17 protein-coding genes are annotated in these 15,369 nt (G+C 61.6%); 7 read left to right on the top strand and 10 right to left on the bottom strand.

From position 1 onward, the window contains the following. Positions 1-73: 73 nt before the first annotated feature. From FYJ85_RS14620 to FYJ85_RS14610, 3 genes are all read right to left on the bottom strand, one after another. Positions 74-607 (bottom strand): FHA domain-containing protein, encoded by a 534-nt coding sequence (locus FYJ85_RS14620; protein ID WP_106054656.1) that lies wholly within the window; start codon positions 605-607, stop codon positions 74-76. A gap of 108 nt (positions 608-715) precedes the next feature. Further along, positions 716-1,687 carry an ABC transporter ATP-binding protein gene (locus tag FYJ85_RS14615; RefSeq protein WP_154419329.1) on the bottom strand — a complete coding sequence of 324 codons (972 nt, stop codon included), beginning with the start codon at positions 1,685-1,687 and terminating at the stop codon, positions 716-718. After that, a complete protein-coding gene (locus tag FYJ85_RS14610; RefSeq protein WP_154419328.1) occupies positions 1,674-2,456 on the bottom strand; it encodes a PP2C family protein-serine/threonine phosphatase in 783 nt (260 codons plus the stop codon). Before FYJ85_RS14610 ends, FYJ85_RS14615 begins: the two co-directional genes overlap by 14 nt. A 121-nt stretch (positions 2,457-2,577) precedes the next feature. Here FYJ85_RS14610 and FYJ85_RS14605 point away from each other — a divergent pair, with 121 nt between their 5' ends. Genes FYJ85_RS14605 through FYJ85_RS23190 form a run of 4 tightly spaced genes read left to right on the top strand, consistent with a single transcriptional unit; the run spans position 2,578 to position 4,912 of the window. Further along, the gene (locus FYJ85_RS14605; RefSeq protein WP_154419327.1) at positions 2,578-3,075 is read left to right on the top strand and encodes a hypothetical protein; all 498 of its coding nucleotides are present in this window, start codon (positions 2,578-2,580) and stop codon (positions 3,073-3,075) included. A 2-nt stretch (positions 3,076-3,077) separates the two neighbouring features. After that, a complete protein-coding gene (locus tag FYJ85_RS14600; protein WP_106054652.1) occupies positions 3,078-3,419 on the top strand; it encodes a DMT family protein in 342 nt (113 codons plus the stop codon). A gap of 51 nt (positions 3,420-3,470) precedes the next feature. Further along, positions 3,471-4,292, top strand: a complete 822-nt coding sequence (locus FYJ85_RS23195; protein WP_158704192.1) for a hypothetical protein — start codon at positions 3,471-3,473, stop codon at positions 4,290-4,292. Continuing rightward, entirely contained in the window at positions 4,292-4,912 is a 621-nt protein-coding gene (locus FYJ85_RS23190; RefSeq protein WP_206213211.1) for a metal-dependent hydrolase, read from the top strand. The genes FYJ85_RS23195 and FYJ85_RS23190 overlap by 1 nt, the downstream gene beginning before the upstream one ends. 4 nt (positions 4,913-4,916) lie before the next feature. Here the strand turns inward: FYJ85_RS23190 and FYJ85_RS14590 are convergent, their stop codons facing one another. Beyond that, positions 4,917-6,104 (bottom strand): WD40/YVTN/BNR-like repeat-containing protein, encoded by a 1,188-nt coding sequence (locus FYJ85_RS14590; protein WP_154419326.1) that lies wholly within the window; start codon positions 6,102-6,104, stop codon positions 4,917-4,919. Between the two features lie 20 nt (positions 6,105-6,124). Beyond that, the gene (locus tag FYJ85_RS14585) at positions 6,125-6,979 is read right to left on the bottom strand and encodes a dihydrodipicolinate synthase family protein (protein ID WP_154419325.1); all 855 of its coding nucleotides are present in this window, start codon (positions 6,977-6,979) and stop codon (positions 6,125-6,127) included. 182 nt (positions 6,980-7,161) lie between these two features. Here FYJ85_RS14585 and FYJ85_RS14580 point away from each other — a divergent pair, with 182 nt between their 5' ends. Both FYJ85_RS14580 and FYJ85_RS14575 read left to right on the top strand, forming a co-directional pair. Then, positions 7,162-8,166, top strand: a complete 1,005-nt coding sequence (locus tag FYJ85_RS14580) for a LacI family DNA-binding transcriptional regulator (RefSeq protein WP_154419324.1) — start codon at positions 7,162-7,164, stop codon at positions 8,164-8,166. Positions 8,167-8,322: 156 nt separating this feature from the next. Then, on the top strand, positions 8,323-8,502 hold the full coding sequence (locus FYJ85_RS14575; protein ID WP_154419323.1) for a hypothetical protein: 180 nt from the start codon (positions 8,323-8,325) through the stop codon (positions 8,500-8,502). A gap of 23 nt (positions 8,503-8,525) precedes the next feature. Here FYJ85_RS14575 and FYJ85_RS14570 read toward each other — a convergent pair whose 3' ends face one another. From FYJ85_RS14570 to FYJ85_RS14555, 4 genes are all read right to left on the bottom strand, one after another. Then, positions 8,526-10,487, bottom strand: a complete 1,962-nt coding sequence (locus tag FYJ85_RS14570; protein ID WP_206213210.1) for a glycosyl hydrolase family 28-related protein — start codon at positions 10,485-10,487, stop codon at positions 8,526-8,528. A gap of 9 nt (positions 10,488-10,496) precedes the next feature. After that, the gene (locus FYJ85_RS14565) at positions 10,497-11,222 is read right to left on the bottom strand and encodes a type II secretion system protein (protein ID WP_106054645.1); all 726 of its coding nucleotides are present in this window, start codon (positions 11,220-11,222) and stop codon (positions 10,497-10,499) included. 23 nt (positions 11,223-11,245) lie between these two features. Next, complete coding sequence (locus FYJ85_RS14560; RefSeq protein ID WP_206213209.1) at positions 11,246-12,346, bottom strand: GntR family transcriptional regulator; 1,101 nt, start codon at positions 12,344-12,346, stop codon at positions 11,246-11,248. Between the two features lie 156 nt (positions 12,347-12,502). Beyond that, a complete protein-coding gene (locus tag FYJ85_RS14555; protein WP_154419321.1) occupies positions 12,503-13,324 on the bottom strand; it encodes a cell division protein FtsQ/DivIB in 822 nt (273 codons plus the stop codon). Between the two features lie 198 nt (positions 13,325-13,522). Here FYJ85_RS14555 and FYJ85_RS14550 point away from each other — a divergent pair, with 198 nt between their 5' ends. Then, entirely contained in the window at positions 13,523-14,413 is an 891-nt protein-coding gene (locus FYJ85_RS14550; RefSeq protein WP_154419320.1) for a hypothetical protein, read from the top strand. Positions 14,414-14,462: 49 nt separating this feature from the next. On the opposite strand, the gene FYJ85_RS14545 is transcribed toward FYJ85_RS14550, so the two are convergent. Beyond that, positions 14,463-14,960, bottom strand: coding sequence for a toll/interleukin-1 receptor domain-containing protein (locus tag FYJ85_RS14545; protein WP_154419319.1), 498 nt, complete (start codon positions 14,958-14,960; stop codon positions 14,463-14,465). Positions 14,961-15,369 lie beyond the last annotated feature (409 nt).

Raw genomic sequence — 15,369 nt, 5'->3', positions numbered from 1 at the left:
CGCCGCAGCACCGTGAAGCCGGACGAACCGGCATCCATGCGCCCCTCCCCCGGTACGCCTGCATATTCGATAATTACATATTCATGATGTAGTAGATCAGAAACCCGATCACGCCGAGAATCCCGACCGCGAGCAGCACGTACACGCCGAGCATCAGCCGCTGGAACATCACGTTCTTCTTGTCCACCGTCCCCGCGAACGGGTCGAGGCTGCTCATGCGCGGCACCGTCGACGTATTGCTGTCGAGCTGCGAAATGTCGATCGTCACCGTCGTGCTGCCGACCTGCGTCTCGGCGCCGTCATTGCTGTCGAACAGAACCTCCACGCCGCCGAACAGGATGATGTCGGAATTCTTGAGCTCCTGCTCGGTGATCGGCAGGTTGTTGATCCGGGTGCCGTTCGTACTGTCGTTGTCCCGAAGGATGTAGACAGTCTTGCCGTCGCGCTCGACCCGAAGAATATCCGCATGATGGCCGCTCAGACTCGCATCCTTGATTACGATGTCGTTGCCGTCGCGACGGCCGATCGACATCTGATCCTTGTTCAGCTCGAAGACCTTGCCCCGCAGCTTTTCATACAGAACCGTCAATTTCGGATTATCCGCCATATTCCCGCCTGTTTCCTTACATTCCACTTTGTTGACATTCTTTAATCGAAAATATACTACCTGTCAAGCATTTTGCAATATATTTTCAAAGATTTTCCGATAAAAAACCTATAAATCCGCTTCGGAAGCGTAGAAGCAGCTGCAGAGCCGGGCCGTTCCGTCCGGCGAGGCGAGCGGAGGAACTTCCGACCGGCAGCGCTCGCGCGCGACCGGACAGCGCGGATGAAAAGGACATCCCGCCGGCGGATCGAGCGGCGACGGTACATCCCCCGGCAGCACGATGCGCGGCTTCCCCGAAGCGTCGATCGCGGGCACCGCCGAAAGAAGCGCCTTCGTGTACGGATGAAACGGCCGGGCGACCAGCTCCCGCGACGGAGCCGACTCGACCACCCGCCCGAGATACATGACCAGAATCCGCGACGAAATATGCTCGACCACCGCAAGGTCGTGCGCGATGAACAGAAACGCCGTTCCGGTTTCGCGCCGGATATCCTCGAGCAGATTGATGATCGCGGCCTGCACGCTCACATCCAGCGCCGAAACCGGTTCGTCGGCGACGATCAGCGCCGGTTCCGCAGCCAGCGCCCGGGCGATGCCGATCCGCTGCCGCTGTCCGCCGGAGAACTCGTGCGGATAGCGGTCGAGCGCGCCGGCGGAGAGGCCGACCCGGTCGAGCAGCTTTGCCGCACGTTCGCGCCGCTCCGCTTTCGTGAGCGGAAAATGCAGGGCGAGAACCTCGTCCAGCGCCGAAAAAACCGTCAGCCTCGGATTCAGGGAACCGTACGGGTCCTGGAAAATCATCTGGAAATTCTTCCTCGCCCGCCGGAGCTCGCGCCCCCGGAGCGTGCTCATATCGAGCCCGTTCAGCAGAACCCGGCCCGCCGCGGGCTTCTCCAGCCGGACGAGCGCTTTGCCGAGCGTGCTCTTCCCGCAGCCCGACTCGCCGACCAGCCCGACCGTCTCCCCCGGCTCCATGCGGAACGAAACGCCGTCGACCGCGCGGACGAACCGCTTCGGGCGGAACAGGCCGCCCCGCACCGGATAATGGACCTTCAGGTCCTCCACTTCAAGCAATGCCATGCGACTGCTCCTCCTCTTCGGGAAACACGGCGATCACCGTGATGTTGTCGCGCCCGCCCGCCAGAAGGGCGCTGCGCATGACCCGGCCGACCGCCTGCCGCGCGGAACCGGAGTCCGCCATGATCGCGGCGAGCTCCTCCTTCGGGATGCAGCCCGAGGCGCCGTCCGAACAAAGCAGGTAGCGGCTCTCCCGGCGGCGTTCGAGCGAATGCAGCTCCGGCTCAAGCTCGGAACGCGGGCCGACCGCCCGGGCGATCAGGTTCTTCATCGTCTCCGACCCCGGCGGAAGAAAACCGTGTTCCCGCGCGAATTCGGCCGAAAACGAGTGATCGGTCGAAAGCTGCACCAGGCCGTCGGCCGGGTGAAATTCATACATGCGGCTGTCGCCGGCGCTCGCGAGCAGCACCGCCTCCGGCATGAAAACGGCGGCGACGATCGTGCTGGACATCGGCCGGACGACCTGCTCGAAATAATTGCGTGAAAACACCTTGCGGTTAATCTTCCGAATCTTGTCCCGCAAAAACACCGCTGCCGCGTCGGGCAGGTTCTCCTCCGGCTCCGCCATCCGCCGGAACGCTTCGGCGAGATCGCGGCAGCAGATCAGGCTTGCGACCGCCCCGTTGGCATGGCCGCCGACTCCGTCCGCGACCACCGCGAGCGCGCACTTCCGGCCGGGAGGAGCATAACAGCAGAAGTTATCCTCGTTGCGTTTGCGATGAAGCCCGAGATTGCTCTCTCCGGCCATGATGACTCCGGCGCGATTCCGCATGAATGCCTCAATATAGTACAAAAAAAACGGTTCCCCTCTTGCATTGGAACCCTCCCCAATGTCTATTATAATAATGTTCCGCAAGCATCTTTTCAAGTCCGAAAGCGAGAAAAACGACAGAATGAAAATCCATCATCTTTTTATCGCGGCGGCTTCCGCCGCGGCACTGCTCGCCGGCTGCGCCGGAGCCGATGCGCGAAGACAACAGCGCTGGGCGGCCTTCGAACCGCTGCGTCCCGCACCCGAATTCCGGCTCCTGCCCGACCGGCCGCTGCTGAAATTCCACCGGACCGCCGGAACCGTTCCGGCCGATTCGAAGCCCGGAGAGGTCTACTCGGAACCGCCGCACGTCTGGAAAAGCGAAAAACTCGACCTGCGCGGCATCGAAACGACCAGTTCGAAATTTTTCCCGGACCACTTTGCGCTCTACGTGATTCCGAAAACCGGTTTCACGGGGAAACTCCGCGTCTGCGCCCTGAATGCGAAGATGGAGGAGATCGGCCGGGCGTCCGCCCCCGTCGACCTTCAACCCGGGGAAGCGGGCTGGATCACGTTCCAGTTCCCGGAGAGCTTCGGAATCAATGAGGTGAAGGTCCTCTCCCTGGAGATTGCGGAGTAGCCATGCGCCCGGTTCTGACTACGATCGGCTTGCTGATCCTCTCCAACGTCTTCATGACCTTCGCCTGGTACGGCCACCTGAAAAACCTGTCGAACCGCGCCTGGTACATCGCCGCCGCGGCCAGCTGGGGCGTGGCCTTCTTCGAATACATGCTTCAGGTGCCGGCCAACCGGATCGGTCACACGACGCTTTCGCTCGGACAGCTCAAGATCATGCAGGAAGTCATCGCACTTTCGGTCTTCGTGCCGTTTTCGATCTTCTACATGAAGGAGACGCTGTCGTGGAACTATCTCTATGCGGCGATCTGCATCGCGGGCGCCGTCTTCTTCATTTTCCGGGGGTGAGGATGACGGTCGCTCCGCACACGCTCTCCTCTCCCCCGGCCGGTTTTCCCGATGTCTGAAATCGGCGAAGCAATCGCAAAAGCCGGACTTTCGGCGCTGCTCCTGCTGGCGGCGGGCGTCCTGCCCCCGCTGGCGGCAGGAACCGTGCTGCAGCTCATCACCGGCCGCTTCCGCCGGAGGGCGGCCGAGGTGTTCGGCGCGCGGTTCTGCATCTGGAGCACCGCGCCCGGCGTCATGCTGCACGAGTTCAGCCACGCGCTGCTCTGCGTCGTGTTCCGCCACAGGATCACGGACTTCGCCCTGTTCTCGCCGCAGAAGAACGGAAACCTCGGCTGGGTCGCCCACAAATGGAATCCCCGGAGCCTCTGGCAGAACATCGGCTGCTTCTTCATCGGCGTCGCGCCGATCGCATTCGGCGTCGCGGCGATCGTCTTCCTGACGCTGCTCCTGCTGCCGGCCGAGTCGCTGCCGTTCCCGCCCCTTCCCGGCAGCGGGCTCGAGGCGTTCCGCTTTCAGTTCCGCACCACGTTTCTCGCCCTCTGCCGGTTCTGGATCGAGCCGGATCTGCTGCTGCGCTGGCGGAGCTGGCTCTGGCTCTACGCCGTCTTCGCCATCGGCTCGCAGATCACGCTGAGCCGGGCCGACCTGGCCGGAGCCGGCAGCGGAATCGCCGTGCTCGGAACCGTGCTCGTCCTGCTCGCCGTATCGGTCGCGGCGCTGCTGCCGCCGGGGATTACGCTGCCGCCGGCGGCGATCCGCTGCTCCGCGGCGCTCTGCGGACTCCTGTTCTATCTGCTGCTGCTTTTCGGGCTGCTGACGCTGATTCTGGAACTCTGTCTCGCCGGCCACTCCTCCGGAAAGCGCCGGCGCTGATGGCAAATTTCCGTACACACGCCGTCTGCGGCGGACTCTGGGGAGCGGCGGCAGGAATGGCGGCCTTCCTGACCGGCTGGTGCAGTCCGGTCCAGTCCGCGACGCTCGGCGTCCTCGGCGTGATCGGCGCCGCGCTGCCGGACATCGACAGCCGCAACGCCCGGCCGCGCCAGATCCTGCTCGGAGTGCTCGGTGTCGGGATTCCCGTCCTGCTGGCCGGAAACGTCCTGTCGCGCGACTTCACCAACGAGGCGCTGTTCTGCTGGATGATCGCCGCCTACGCCGCCATCCGGTACGGCGCGGACTTCATCCTGAGCCGCTGCTCGCGCCACCGCGGCGCGTTCCACTCGATTCCGGCGGCCCTCATGGCCGGGGAAGCGACCTTCCTCGCATTCCCGGATTCCCTCCTCCAGGTTCGGTTCGCTTTCGCGCTTGCGGTAACGGGCGGCTATCTGTCCCACCTGCTGCTCGACGAGCTCTGTTCGTGGAACTTCATCGGCGCCTCCGAGAAAAAAAGCGCCGGCAGCGCCTTCACCTGGAAAACCGAATCCGCCGGCGGAACCCTGGCGCTCTATCTCGCCGCCGCCATCCTCGGCGGGCTCTGTTTCCGCTTCTCCTGAAATGCTATTTCGCGCGTTCGCGGAAATTCCGGACACGGTGCAGCGTAATGAGGTTGCCGTCATGCAGCGTCTTCGCCCGGCAGTCGCCCGACCGGGCCAGCACCAGGAGGTCGTCGCCGTCGAACAGCAGACTCGCATAATGACGCGAATCCAGTTTCCCGCGCCCCTCCGCCACCATTCCGGCACTCGCAAACTCAAGCCCGTTGGATGACCAGAACAGCTCAAGCCGCCGCCGGTCGCCGCACGCCTCGTACCAGGGCAGGCCCGGTTTCCGGCAGCCGTCGACCTTCGGACTGGACACCATCCAGTAGAGCCGTGAAACCGGGTCGTAATCGATGTGAAACTTCAACTGGCCGCCGGGGAGCGGAATCAGGAAGAGCGGGGAACCGGCCGGAGACTCCAGCGGTTCGACGGCCAGGGTTCCGTCCGGCCGTTCGACCCCCTTCAGTACCGCGCCGACGTTGCCGCTGCCGGTCTCGGCGCGCATCAGCAGAAGAACCGTCCGGTCTTCGGGATCAAAGAATGCATGGTCCGGATCATGAATCCGAATCACGCTGGTCTCCAGCACGCCGGGGACGCCTCCGCCGCGATGGCGCCAGCCGGCGGCGGCCAGCCGGTCGAACAGCGCTTCCGCCCGGAACGGCTCCGAAAACGTCCAGCTTGCCGGATCGCACAGGTCCGCCTCCTCGCGCGCCGCCATCAGGACCGGGGAAACGCCGGGCCACGGCGCCTCCGGAATCCGCTGTTCGTAGACCAGATAGAGCTTCCCGTGCCGGAAATCGATTCGCCCGGCGCTCTGGTGCCACCGGTGTTCCGACTCGAGCACGGCCGGCGCCGACCAGCTTTCACCGTTGTCCGCACTGCGGCTGATGACCAGCCGTCCGCTCTGGCCGATCGCATAGAGGAACCTTCCGGCGCGGAAAAGCATCGCGTGCAGCATCGGCAGGCGGGACGCGCTTTCGCGCCAGCTTGCGCCGCCGTCGTCGGAGAGCAGAATCCGCAGCTGGTTTCCGCACGGATAATCCCCCGAGTCCGAACGCGGCCCCGCGAGCTTCTCCGTTCCGGGTCCGCCGAGGTCGAATCCGGCGACGATCCGGCCGCCGAAGCCGCGGCACAGCGCGGGCGTGTAGCAGTAGATGTCCTGCGGCGACGGCGACTCGAACAGCAGTTTTTCATCGGCAATGAGCGACATAATCGTTTCCTTTCCTCCTGTCAAAGCGCTTCCGGCAAAGCCGGAACGGCGAGAATATTCCGGAGGAGGCCCATTCGGGCCGCCTCCCGCTTCAACGCCCGGATCACGCCGGGCGCGGTAACCGGATCACCGTATATTTTCCCGAGCTCGACCACCCGGGCCTGAAGCGGCCCGACCGCGGCGGCATCCCCCCGCGCCGCCGCTTCGTAAAGCCCGGAAAAGAGCCGGGGCCGCAGATTCGCGCCGCCGTTGACGCCGCCGTCTCCGCCCATCGCAACAGTCTCGGCAGTCAGCTCATCCGGCCCCGAAAGCAGCGAAATTCCGGGGCGTCCCCCGAAGCGGTTCACCAGTTCGCGAAACGCTTCCAGATCGCCGGAGCTGTCCTTGCAGCCGGCGACGCCCGGGATTTCAAGAATCCGCTCCACCGTTGAAAGCGTCATCGAAACCCGGGTCAGGGACGGCATATTGTAAGCGAAAAGCGGCAGCGGCACCTCCTTCGCCAGATACCGGTAAAAAGCGACCTGCTCCTCCGCATCCGGCGGAAGATAACACGGAACGGCGGAGACGACGGCATCCGCTCCGGCGTCGGCCGCAAACCGGCCGAGCCGGGCCGACTCGGCGGCGGAACACCCCGAAATGCCGGCCAGCAGCGGGACACGACCGCCGACCGCCTCCGCGCAGCAGCGGATGAACCTTCGCTGTTCCCGGCCCGAAAGCGCCGGTCCCTCTCCCGTCGACCCCAGGATGAAGATTGCATGAACGCCGCCGGCGATCACATGGTCGATGAGGCGGCGCGCCGCCTCTTCATCGATCGTCTCCGGCGATGAGAGCGGCGTCAGCAGCGGAACCACGATTCCCCGGATTTTTCCTTCCATTTCAACCGATCCTTTCTTTTACCGTAATTGCGTCTCTTCGGAAATTATACCTCAAATCCGGACAAAACGGCAAATATTTCCGGAAAAATCGCTGAAACAAATCTTGAAATATTTCAGAAACATTTCTACTGTATCGTCAGAATCATTCGGACCATATTGAAAAAGAAGGAGATTCCCCCCGGATGCCTACCGTAAAAGAGATCGCAGAACGTTCCGGCGTATCGCCGGCCACCGTATCGCGGGTGATGAACGGCTCCGGCTCCGTCACGGCCGGGAAACGCGAACGGGTGCTCGCCGTGCTTGAAGCGCTCGGCGGAACGCGCCCGCAGCGCCGCGGCGGCAGCCGCAGCATGAATATCGGCATCCTGCTTTCCGACTCGCCGGAGAGCGACTCGCACGCGATTCTGCAGAAACTGGCGTTTCTTGCCGGGCAGATGCGGCAGCACTGGAATCTCCTGCTGCTCCCGGCCGGAATCCTGCCGCAGGAGCTGGAAGCGCGCCACCTGCGCGGCGAACTCGCGGGATTGTTTCTGGTCGGACACGCAGACTCCCCCGAACTCATTCGCGCCTTGAGGCGGATTCCGTACGTCTGGCTCAACAGCCACCACAGCTGCGGGACCGACCCGACAGTCCTGATGGGCAATGAGTTCGCGGGCCGCATCGCGGCGCGTTACCTGAAAGACGCCGGATGCAGCCGGTTCCTGCTGCTCTCCGCACCGAGCCGGAACCCCGGTTTTCCGGGGCGCATTGCGGGTTTCCGCTTCGAACTGTTTTCGCACGGGGAGACGTGCGAAACCGTCGAGCTCCGGCTGCCTCCGGGCCGGCCCGGATTCGAAATTTGCACCGACGACGAAATCGAGCAGGCACTTGACGCCGCCCTTCCCCATTTCGAAAACGGAACCGTTGACGGCCTTTTTTCGCCGGAGGAACGGCTCACCGCCCTTCTGTACCGCCGGTTCGCGCGCCGCCGGACGGCGGCACGCCCCCTCGTCGTCTCCTGCAACCACACGCCGGAATATCTGACGGGACTCCATCCGCGCCCGGCCACAATCGATCTCGGCCCCCGCATGCTGGCCGAACTCGCCCTGAAGGAACTGCTGCGGCGCATCTCCGGGGAGACTCCGCGCGCCGACCATGTCGCCGTGATCGTCACCCCGCAACTGATCCCCGGCGACCTCCCCGACTGATTTTCCGGATCCGGCAAAGACCGTCCATCGGGCGGGAGAAAGACTCAAACGGATCGCCGACCGCCGCAACTCCCGACCGGAACGGAGGTACGGGAACAACTCATTGCAACCGGGAACGCCTCCGGCCGGCGGTTTGCCGCCTCGGGCTCCGTGATCGTGCTGTCCGCCGAAACAGTCAGGCCGGTACGTCGCGCGCTGGAGGGAGAGGCGCCGGTCTGGCACGCACTGCGGCTCGACTCTCCCGAAACAGCCGCGGAGTGGAGCGTCTGCTCCGTTTTCCTGCCGGAAGAGTCTCCGCACACGGTGCAGAAACTCCTGCGGGCAGCCGGCTGCTGAAGCGCCGCCCTCCCGTCTCCGGGTCACCGTTTCAGGTTGCCGGTAACGAAATTGCCGCCGAGTTCGAGCTCCCGGCCGCCCTCCCGTTCGAAAAGCGGGCCGCCCTGCGGCGCCGCCGCCGAAATCCGGTTGCCGGTGAAGGTCAGGAACTCCACGCCGTTGATCCGGATCAGCGGCAGATTTGAGCTGCCGGTGATTTCGATGTCGTTGTCCGCAACCCGGATGTGCGACGCGCTCGGGATCGAGTGGTCGGCCTCCCGCTCCGCATTCGCGCTGCTGCCGAAACGGAACAGCGTCTTCGCCGCCGTCTCGAACCGGTTCCCGGCAAGTTCCACATTGCGCGGCGTGACGAATTCAAAACCGTTCCTGCCGACCGTTTCGGGACAGAGGTTCATGAAATAGCTGTGATGCAGCGAATCGACGACCGTATTGTCCGTGAACAGCCAGTTGCGGCCGCCGGCGAGGAAGCGTGAGACCCCGTCCTCGAAGCGGTTGCCGGTGACGACCATGCCGTGGTTCTGATTGTCCGGCAGGATCAGCATGTCCGGCATGCCTTTCGTGTCTTCGAGCGTGACGATTCTGCCGAAACCGCCGTCGAGCGTGACCTTCAGGAGCTCGCCCTCCGACTCGATCGCCGTGATGCGGACCTCCTTCGCAATGCCGTTCTGCCCGGCGGAAGTGCGCAGGAGCCCGAGCCGCCGCCCGGGAGCGAAGTTGCGCAGATTCCAGTCCTTCGCTTTCACATAAAGCGTTTTCCCCTCCGCCTTCACGGCCGGGAAAACATAGGAGTGGATGTTCATGAAGTCATCCCCGACGTGCCGGACGATATTGCCCCTGACCAGACCGCCGAGGCTGATGTTGCGCATGTAGATGCCGTCCGCCGAAGTCGAAACGAAACTGCCGGGCAGCGCCTCGATCCGGCAGTTGACCACAAACGGCCGGTCGCTTGCATTGTTCAGCACGGCCATGGCCGACGACGTGTTCAGCGTCAGGTTTTCCAGCCGGGTGCGGGTCGAATTCGCGTTGTTGACCGCATGGTTGCCGTAGGTCCGGGCATAAAAGGCGACGTGGCTCCCCTTCGCGTAATGCTTCGACACCGGCGTGAATGAGTTCACCTTGAAATCGTAGGTCCGGTCATCGACCTTCGTCACCTCGGGGGCCCCCTGGTGCGGCGCGACCGAGCTCAGGAACGGCCGGAGGGAGCCCGGAATCACCTCCGGCGTATAGAAGCGCATCAATCCCTTCGTCTGTGCCTGCCGGAACATCGGGTCGGTCGGCGCGGCCATGCCGGGATCGATCTCGATGCGCATCACGTCGTCCGCGGGGAAACCGACGATCCGGCCGGTCGTGTAAGGCGGTTTCAGATAGGTGAAAGCGATGTTTTTCAGTCCCACATTGTCGCAGTCGAGAATCCGCACGGCCACATCAAGCGGTCCGGGCAGCAGGATTTCGGTGCCGCGTTCGCCGGCGATGCGCAGATTCCTGAGCTTGTCGAGCTTCAGGTTTCCGCTTTCGGGGCCGATGCAGCGCACGAGGTAACGGCCGCGCGGCAGGAAAACGGTCCGCCTCCCGGTCGTATCGGCGGAGGCGGCGGCGATCGCCTTCCGGATCGCCTCGCCGTCGTCGGACGAACCGTCACCTTTTGCGCCGAACGCCTTCACATTGAATACCTTGCTCTCGTCGATCGCCGGAACCGTCTTTGCGTGTTCGATCTCCCCGGCGAGGCGGTCGAGCAGGTATTCGTAATCCGCCTTCATGCTTCCGGCCTGTTCCGCATCGCTCCGGACCGCCTGCTCAAGGTTCGCCAGAATCCGCTTCTGGGCGGCCAGCCACTCACCGAGCAGAGGATCGGCGGCGCCGATCTCCGCCAGAACCGCCGGAGCCAGCAGCGCGTCGCGCCGCGCATTGAGTTCGTCAAGCTCCGCCGCCGGGAGCGCCATCACGAAGATGCCGAACAGCATCGCCTGTAAAATCAGTTTCTTCATAACTCCCTCTCAAAGATACCACTTCATGCGGTACGGCGCCTTGCTTCCGGTCCCGATCTGGGCGGAATGGCCGTCGTAAAACAGCACTGTTTCGTTCCGGAGCCCGTGATAACCGAGCGTCGGCAACTGGAAGTCGAGTGCGTCCCAGCCGGTCTGCCGCCATTGACTCTGGGCCGGGCTGGTCAGACCGCCGCCGGAGAAATTCGGGGAATAAAGCTCAAACAGATAAGGCGTGATGGAGGGCTGATAGATTTTGCCGAGGTTCGGGCGCTCGGTAAATTCCGAGTAACTGCCTGCGTTCCTGTTGTTGCTGCAGTGCATCGCATAGCTGCGCAGCAGCCACTGATCCCGCAACCCCACCTGGTTTCGGTGTTTCGCACAAGCCAGCGGGTTGACCCGGTCCTGAGCGCCCGGGATCGACAGGTAGCCGGTCTTCAGAATCACATAGAGGTAAGTCGCCCAGGCGTCCTGCTTGTAGTTTTTATCCAGGAAATCGGCATCCCACGAACCGTCTGCCTTCTTCTGCAACTGATCCTTCGCAGCCGGGAAGAATCCCCGGTTGTCGCCTGCAAACATCTGGGCCGCCGAACCGATGGTTTTCGCATTGTTCAGGCATTCGGTGGAATAGGCCCGCTCCCGCGCCTGATTCAACGCGGGCAGCAGCATCGAAGCGAGAATCGCGATGATCGCAATCACAACGAGAAGCTCGATCAGGGTGAACTTGCAGTGTCTCATGGTCCGTGTTCCTTTTTCTTCGATTATTTCTTAAGGGTCCTGAGGGTCTTGCCTTCGACAAATTCGGGAGTGATCATCGTGTACAGGACCGGCAGCGCCGGGTTCTCGAGCCGCTCCTTTACGAGCTCGAACGCCTGAATCGCGTGGTCGCGGAGCGGAACTTTCAGATAAGTCAGTTCGGGACGGTAGAACTCAAGCTCCTGCCGGTCGCCCATCGAAACGATCGAGACATCCTCGGGGACCCGGAGCCCGAGATCCGTCAGCGCCGCCGTGACGCCCCACAGGAACGGAATGCGCGTGACGATCGCCGTGAACGGCAGCCTGCGCCCGAGCGACCTGACCTTCGAGTAAATCGCCCGGTGCGGCAGCTCGAACCGCGGCGTTTCAACCAGAATCTGAAGATCGGCGACCGCCGGCTCGCCGAGCGTTTCGACGATTTTCTTCCGCCAGACCGAATAGAAGGTCGGAACATCGACCACCTGCTGGTCGTTCATCAGCGTGCACTGCTCGATCAGCGCGATCCGCGTATGGCCGGCCGCCGCAAGCCTGTCGAGGATGATGCCGATCTCGAGCTCCATCGAACCGACCACCGTATCAAGCCCGAAATGGTGGGCCGGAACCCCGATGAACACGACCGGCTTTTCATGGCTTTTGAACTTCTCGAGCAGATCCTGCGGCATCTGGTTGACCGGCTGCGGCGCGAAACAGACGAGCGCGTCGAAACTCGACCACGCATCAAGCAGCGCCTTGTCCTCCCAATGGCGGACCGACACCATCTTCGGCAGCCACCCCTCATGCTCGGCCGCCTCGCTCGCGTACATCACGAAATCCGAATTCTCCGGCGCGGTCCAGGCCGGCACCACGATTCCAAGCTGCCGCTGCACCTTATGCTCCGGAATCTGGCTCGACACGAATGTGCCGACCCGCGGGATCCGCTCCAGATACTTCTCCTCAACCAGCGCTCCGATCGCCTTGCGGATCGTCATGTAGCTCGCATTCAGCCGCTCCGTCAGCTCGCGCTCCGAAGGCAGCACCGAACCGCGCGGAAAGTTTCCCATCTCAATCTGCCGCAGCAGATGCTCGCGGATATCCGCCGTCTTGCCGCCGTAGGTTCTCTTTTCCATAGATAGCACCTCTTTAAAAAAACGTATCATCTTGCTATATATTATAGCAGACTGCGATACATTTGCCAAGAGGGGAAGCAATTATTTTGCAAAAAAAATAAAAAATCCCGGGGAGCGGGAGACGCCAGGCCGTGCTCGTCCGCCCGGTGTTCCGCCTCAGCGGATGATGACGTTGCCGTCGAAGGAGAGGTCGAAAACGCCGCGCGTATCGCCGCGTCGTTCGGCATGGAGAATGGCGCTCTGCAGCGCGGTCAGCAGAAGATTCACGTCTTTGCTCCCGGTCGGAATCAGGACCTGGCAGACCTTCTGGCTGCGATAGGTCAGAATCAGGTTGATTTTTCCGGGCTCGCGCATGTGAACCGCCTTGATGTCGATGTCGCGGAAATTCTGCGCAACCTGCATGATGATCTCCATCACCGGCTGCAGGGCCGGCAGCACCATGCCGCCCTCCAGGCTCCGGTCCGAAATTCCGAGGATCACGGGCAGCGACCGGCCGGCCGACATCGATTCGGCGCGCGGAATCACGACACAATTCTCATCGACCACCCACCGGCCCTGCGGATTCGCCAGCACGGCGCGCGGAATCCGTTCAACGACCCGGAGCTTCAGCGTATCGGGCAGGACCCGCGTCACCTCGCAGTTTTCGACGCTCGGAATGGCGGAAAGCCGCTTGCGCAGCTCCCCCGGATCAATCTCGAAGAGGTTGTCGCCGAGCCGGATGCCGAGCCGCGAGGAGAGCTGCGCCGACCGGTTCTGCCAGTACCCCTCGGCCTGCACGACCACTTCGCGCAGCTGGAACCGCGGATTCGAGGTGAACAGCGCGCGGCGCAGCGCGACCAGCCCGAAAATCAGCGCGGCGGCAGCTCCCATCAGGATGAAAAGCACAATGAGGGCGCGCAGCAATTTCTCATTGTCGCTGCGCACGTTCGCCGCGTTCTTGACCGGCAGTTTCTGGGGCCCCGGAGATTTTTTCGCCATCGTCGACCAAACCGAACGGTTATTATCCTGAATCCGAACCGACCGCCGAAACGACGGGAAACGAAATGAAATCGGTTCTGATGCAGTAATATAACGCGTCTCCCCTGAAATGGCAACAGGAAGGAGGCTTTTTTCGCCAACTTCTTGACAAGAGCCGTTCCGAAGGCTATTTTATTTTTCATACCCGAAAGGTCCGGAATGAACGAAGAAGAACAGCTGCTGACCACCGGGCGCGTGATCGACGCCACCCGGAAAATCGAAAGCAAACTCGTCGCCTGCGGCGCCGTCGGCAGCGGCCTGCGCGAAAAAGCGGAATCGCTCGGCGACCGCCTGCCCGCCGAAGCGGCCCGGCTCATCCGCTTCATCGGCAGCGTCCGCAACCGGTTCGCGCACGAAAGCGGCGCCCGGCTCCGGCCGGACGAGCTCGAGCTCTTCGAAGAGGCGGCCGAAGCCGTTCTGGCGGAACTCGACAGCCTCCCGGAGCCGGTGCCGCCGGAAAAAAAGCCGTCCGCAGCACGCCGGAAAACCGTCCGCACTCCGGCCGTTCCCGAAGTCGAAGATGACGGCGGAGGCGAAAACGACGAAGACGCCGGCGCTCTGCCGGAAACCGCCGCCGCCCTGCCGCCGTGGGACTCCCCGATGTGGACCGCCTTGCCGGGGCTCCACCTCGTCTATGCGTTCCGGGCCGGGTGGAACGCGTTCGGCGCCGGACAGCTTTATCTGCTCCTGATCCTCGCCGAACTCATCGCCTTCGTTCTGCTCGGCTTTGCCGCCGTGCGCGGCTCGATGCCGCTTGCCGCGGCCGGCGGCGTGCTCGGTTTCGCCGTATACGTCTGCGGGCTCTGGCTCGGGCTGCGCGAAAAGAGCGGCCCGGGGCTTTATCTCGTCCCGGCCGTCAACCTGGCCTGGTTCTTCCGCAAAGTCGCCGCCTGCATCGAACCGGCCCGGCTCATCGTAGCGGCGGCGATCCTCGGCATCTGGCTGGCAGCGGTTCAGCTGTTGCTCTACGGCGAATTCGCCGCGGCCGGAATCGCCGCGCTGGTCAGCTGGAGCGGAGCCGCCGCCGACTCACTTCTGCGCCGGAGCTGACGGGGCCGGAGCGGCTTTGTAGATACCTTCTTCCGAATCGAATACGAGATTATCCCGATTGTCCCTGAACCAGACGAAGAATTGTCTTCCCCTCACTCATTTCTCTTTGGAAAAGACCATCAAGTTCATACTTAGTCCAGCCTTTACTAATATAGTGTTTTGAAAGAATGACAATACCGAACTTTGATGTTTTAAGCCCATTGTCGATTTGAGTTCGTAAACTATCTCCCCATTTCATGGCAACAACATCATACCAAACCTTAAAACCATATTCTTCCGTCAAAATTCGGTATAATTCATTTGCAAAAGATTCTTTATCTTCAGTTGCGTGAGAAATAAATACATCATACTCATTCTTATTTACCGTCTCTGATTGCGATAAATGGACTTTTGTATCAACCTCTGCAGGGATCATTGACTCGTACTGATTCGTAAGCCGCGAAGTTAAAACAGAAATTTGTTTCTGATATGCTGCTAATTGCTCGTTTTGAAACTTCTTGGATTCATCAGTCTGCTCTTTATATAGTCGAGTGGTCAAATCCGCCATTTGTTAGCCTCATCCCTTGCCGAATCAGCAAGCTTTTGTTCAAGCCTTACTATTTCATTATTGAGACTATTTATTTGCTGTCGTGTTTGTGCTGCTCCCATTTGGTGTTCCCATGCTGCCTACTATCGCTCATAATTAATAATATCATCGATATAAAATATATCCTTATCTACAATAGTTTTCAATGCATAGCATTCATAATCTCATTTCATAAAAAAGCATTCATGCTTTGAAACTCATAAGTGGAATCTGCCTTTTGATATTGCTCCTCGAATGAAAGAGTGTCATGTGCGGGAATAAATGGTTCTGTTTTTCAGTAAAAAACAGGTGACACTTTTCTCCCTGTTAATAAATTGACAGTCAATATGATGCAACAATGCATCATATTCTGTCAATAAGAGTAAGATAG

Origin of the sequence: Victivallis lenta (assembly GCF_009695545.1) — a bacterium.
GTDB classification, from domain to species: Bacteria; Verrucomicrobiota; Lentisphaeria; order Victivallales; family Victivallaceae; genus Victivallis; species Victivallis lenta.
The sequence above is the reverse complement of the archived record's forward strand: the minus strand, read 5'-3'. Positions and strand labels throughout refer to the sequence as shown.